The sequence below is a fragment of the Pseudomonas sp. genome, assembly GCF_040514055.1.
GTDB lineage: Bacteria > Pseudomonadota > Gammaproteobacteria > Pseudomonadales > Pseudomonadaceae > Aquipseudomonas.
On the sequence record NZ_JBEVDL010000088.1, the window covers coordinates 1 to 4,330 of the forward strand.

The following is a 4,330-nucleotide window of genomic DNA, read 5'->3' on the forward strand; positions in this document are numbered from 1 at the left end:
AGGCCAGCGCCACGCTGGTGCACAGCAGCGGCCTGTACGTGGGCGCCTGGACCTCGAATGTCGATTTCGGCGGCGAGTTCAAGACCCGGCAGGAACTCGAGTACTACGCCGGCTACTACTGGCAGGCGACCGAGGCCATCAGCCTCGACCTGGGCTACATCAAGTACGACTATCCCAAGGAAGGCCAATTCAACCTCAGTGAAATCTACGCCATCCTGGACCTGTATGGCGTGAAGCTCGGCGCCCACTACTCGAACGATACGCCGAACGTCTTTGGCGAAGACCAGGACACCCTTTACACCTACCTCAGCTATCAGTTCGCCTTGCCGGCCGAGCTGGGCCTGAACGTGCGCGTGGGGCGCGGCGATGTCAAAGACCCGGCCTACTGGACCACCAACGGCGACAGCCGCGAGGCCTATTACGAGTGGGAAGCCAAGTTGAGCCGTGACTTCGTAGGCGTGACCTGGGGGCTGAGCTACATCGATACCGACCTGTCGAAAAGCGAATGCGCAGGTTGGTATGGCTACGACGATCTGTGCACGGCGACGGTGGTCGCCAGTGCCAGCAAGACGTTCTAAGCCTGCAAGCCCACACAATAAAAACAAGCTCCTCAAAGGAAAACAGCGCAATGACCAAGGTCAGCGATAGTCAGCAGCGAAGTCCCCTGATCGAGACCCGTTCGATCGATTTCATTCCCGAGGCCGAGCGGCATGGCAGCCTCTACAGCCAGTTCACCCTGTGGCTTGGCGCCAACCTGCAGATTACTGCAATTGTCACCGGCGCCCTGGCCGTGGTGCTGGGCGGCGATGTGTTCTGGTCGCTCATCGGTTTGCTGATCGGCCAATTGCTCGGCGGCGCGGTGGTTGCGCTGCATGCGGCGCAAGGGCCCAAACTCGGGCTGCCGCAGATGATTTCCAGTCGCGTGCAGTTCGGCGTCTATGGGGCCGCGATCCCGATCGTGCTGGTGTGCCTGATGTACCTCGGTTTCAGCGCCACCGGCGCGGTGCTGTCGGGGCAGGCCATTGCCCAATTGATCGATGTCAGCGACAGCGCCGGCATCCTGATTTTTGCCTCCTGCATCGCCTTTCTGACCATGTTCGGCTATCGGGTCATCCACCTGGTCGGCAAGGTGGCCAGCGTGCTGGGCATCATTGCGTTCGTGTATCTGTTTACCCGGCTGATGACCCTCAACGATATCGGCCTGCTCTTGCAAAACCGCCATTTCGGCTGGAGTACCTTCCTGCTGGCGGTGTCCCTGTCCGCGTCCTGGCAGATCGCCTTTGGACCCTACGTGGCCGACTACTCGCGCTACCTGCCGAGCAAGACCGCGTCCTGGAAAACCTTCACCGCCGTCGGCCTGGGCACGGTGCTTGGCGCCCAGGCCTCAATGGTGCTGGGAGTGTTCGCCGCAGCCCTGGCCGGCGCGAATTTTCGCGGGCATGAAGTCGCGACCATCGTCGGGCTGGGCAGTACCGGCGTGATGGCCTCGCTGCTGTACCTGAGCGTGGTGTTCGGCAAGGTCACGGTGTCTACCCTCAACGCCTATGGCAGCTTCATGTGCGTGGCGACCATCATCAGTGGCTTTCGTAGCCGTCTGCAGATAACCGCCCGGCAACGCATGCTGTTCGTGTTGGTGATTGTCGCCGCGTCCACCACGCTGGCGCTGCTGGGGCAGCATTCGTTCCTGAACACCTTCAAGTATTTCATCCTGTTCCTGCTGACGTTCTTCACACCCTGGAGCGCGATCAACCTGGTGGATTATTACTTCATCAACAAGGAGCGCTACGACATTGCGGCATTGTCCGATCCGCAAGGTCGCTATGGGCGCTGGAACCTGTTGGGCATCAGCGTGTATGGTCTCGGTGTGTTGGTCCAGCTGCCTTTTGTCGCCACCAAATTCTACTCGGGGCCGATGGTGGCGCAGCTCGGCGGGGTGGATATTTCCTGGATAGTGGGGTTGGTGGTGCCGGGGATTCTGTATTACGGGCTGGCCAAGGCATCAGCGCCGGCGGTAGTTGCCGAGCGGAGCTGAAGGCCGGGACCTATCCGTTTCTGCGGTAACGGCGACTTAAGGTTCCACCCTTACGGCGGGTCACTTGGAAAAGCGCCAAGTAACCAAGCGCTCTTGCCCCTGTCGTTCGGTGCCTCGCCCAGGCTCCGGTCCTGCTCCGTGGGCCCACTGCGCAGAGCCGGAACGAAGCCTCTCGATGGGGCGTGCACCGTCAAAGCCAAAGCCAAAGCGAGGCGGCCTGCGGGCCGACCTGGCTCTCGGATCCGAGTGCATTTCAAACTTGTAGGAGCCGGCTTGCCGGCGAAGGCGTCCTGACAGCCGACCCATCCATTTCGACCGGACAAGATTCCATGTGGGAGCTAGCTTGCTCCTACGAGCTCCCGCACGCTGTGATTTTTTGATCTACATTTCCCTTTTCCGCTGATCAATCAATCCGTTCGGAGACGATCAACATGGCACTCCAGGCCCTGCGCGCCGACCCATCCCACCTCGATAAAATCGCCAGCCTCTTCGACGCCTATCGCGGTTTCTACGGCCAGCCATCGAACCTCAACCAGTCGCGCAACTTCATCGCCGAGCGCATCGCCCGGGACGAATCGGCAATCTTCTTCGTCCAGGATGCCAACGGCGAGGCGCTGGGGTTCGTCCAGTTGTACCCGACGTTCTCCTCGATCGACGCGCATCGCACCTGGCTGCTCAGCGACCTGTTCACTACCCCGGCAGCCCGTGGTCGCGGGGTCGGGACCTTGCTGATGAACACCGCCCGAGCCTTTGCGCTGCTGACCGGCGCGAAAGGCCTGGTGCTGGAGACGGCCACGGACAACCACGGGGCGCAACGCCTGTATGAGTCGCTGGGGTATGTGCGCGATACGGGCTACTACACCTATTGCCTGGATTTGAAACAGGGCTGAATCAAGCGTCGCTGTCGAGTACGGCAGTGCTGTCGCGCAGGGTCAATTCGAATGGCAGCACCACATGTCGCTGCAAGATTGGTTTTTTCTCTATGAGGGCGATCAGCATCTCGACCGCCTTCTGCCCGAAGACTTCGGCCGGTTGCGCGATGGTGGTCAACGGCGGGTCGCAGTAGGCGGCGAAGGGAATGTCATCGAACCCCACCAGGGAAATATCCTCAGGCACCCGCAGCCCCTGTTGTTTGATGCGCTTCAACGCACCGATCGCCATTTCATCGTTTTCGCAAAACAGGGCAGTGGGGCGCTCGGCCAGCTGCAGCAACGCGCCCGCCCCCTCGAAACCGGCGGTCAAGGTGAAGTCGCCGTGGCAGACCAGCGCCGGGTCGCAGGCAATCCCGGCCTGGCTCAGCGCATCGTGATAGCCGGCCACTCGATCGCGGGTCAGCGGGCTGCTTTTCGGACCTTTGACCAACCCGATCCGCCGGTGGCCCAGACCGATCAGGTGCTCGGTCATGGCCTTGGCGGCAGCGCGGTTATCCAGGCTGATGGTCGGATGACGCCCGCCCTGGATCACTTCGCAGGCGTTGACCATGGGTGGTGACTCGCCGTTTGGCGAGGGCGATTCGAAAGGGTCGTAGGCGCGCAACTGGATCACGCCGTCGGCCTGATGGGCGTGCGCCAGCGCGGCGAATTCCCGTTCGACGTCCTCGCGACCCTGGGTGTCGCACAGCAGCAGGCGGTAACCGGCCGCTTGTGCTGCCTGCTGGGCACCGCTGATGACCCGGGCAAAAAACGTGTTGGCGATGGCCGGGACCAGAATCACCAGGTTGCCGGTCCTGCGCGAACGAAATTGCACGGCCATCAGGTTCGGCCGGTAGCCGGCCTGTTCCACCGCCGCATTGACCTTGTCCCGGGTTTCTGGGAGTACCCGTTCCGGCGACTTCAGTGTCCTGGACACGGTCGCCACCGAGACGCCGGCCAGGCGCGCAACTTCACGGATATTGGACAAGACAACCTCGTTACGAAACGGTAAATGCCAGCGTGGCCGGCGAGCTTACCGCAGGCAGGCCGTGCGTTGAAATGATCTTGATGACTCATCCGGGTTTGACACCTCAAGCAACCGAGTCTAAATTTCCGGCATGATGTAACCGGTTACATCATAGTCAATCCTGAGTCTGAATCTCCCCCGAGCAAGAGAAATTCGCGATGAACGTTGTAACCCCAAAAATACGCATGGGCTTCGTCGGGGGCGGCGAGGGCGCCTTCATCGGCAAAGCCCACCGCCAGGCTGCCGGCCTCGATGGACATTTTGAGCTGGTGTGCGGCGCCTTCAGCCGCGACGCGCGCAACAATCAGGACAGCGGTGCAGCCTTGGGCTTGCCCGCCTCACGCTGCTACAACGACTGGC

The 4,330-nt window shown here is 61.4% G+C and carries 4 protein-coding genes and 1 pseudogene; 4 read left to right on the forward strand and 1 reads right to left on the reverse strand.

Annotated features, from left to right (window positions below):
- From ABWY06_RS23835 to ABWY06_RS23845, 3 genes are all read left to right on the forward strand, one after another.
- The coding region (locus tag ABWY06_RS23835) for a TorF family putative porin (protein WP_353928074.1) at window positions 1-578 on the forward strand (578 nt) is incomplete at its 5' end.
- A gap of 50 nt (window positions 579-628) precedes the next feature.
- Window positions 629-2,032 (forward strand): purine-cytosine permease family protein, encoded by a 1,404-nt coding sequence (locus ABWY06_RS23840; protein WP_150786742.1) that lies wholly within the window; start codon window positions 629-631, stop codon window positions 2,030-2,032.
- A gap of 431 nt (window positions 2,033-2,463) precedes the next feature.
- On the forward strand, window positions 2,464-2,922 hold the full coding sequence (locus tag ABWY06_RS23845) for a GNAT family N-acetyltransferase (protein ID WP_353928075.1): 459 nt from the start codon (window positions 2,464-2,466) through the stop codon (window positions 2,920-2,922).
- A 1-nt stretch (window position 2,923) separates the two neighbouring features.
- Here the strand turns inward: ABWY06_RS23845 and ABWY06_RS23850 are convergent, their stop codons facing one another.
- Entirely contained in the window at window positions 2,924-3,931 is a 1,008-nt protein-coding gene (locus tag ABWY06_RS23850; RefSeq protein WP_150786741.1) for a LacI family DNA-binding transcriptional regulator, read from the reverse strand.
- Window positions 3,932-4,128: 197 nt separating this feature from the next.
- On the opposite strand from ABWY06_RS23850, the pseudogene ABWY06_RS23855 reads away from it, so the two are divergent.
- A pseudogene (locus ABWY06_RS23855) lies at window positions 4,129-4,330 on the forward strand (gfo/Idh/MocA family oxidoreductase); the annotation flags it as partial.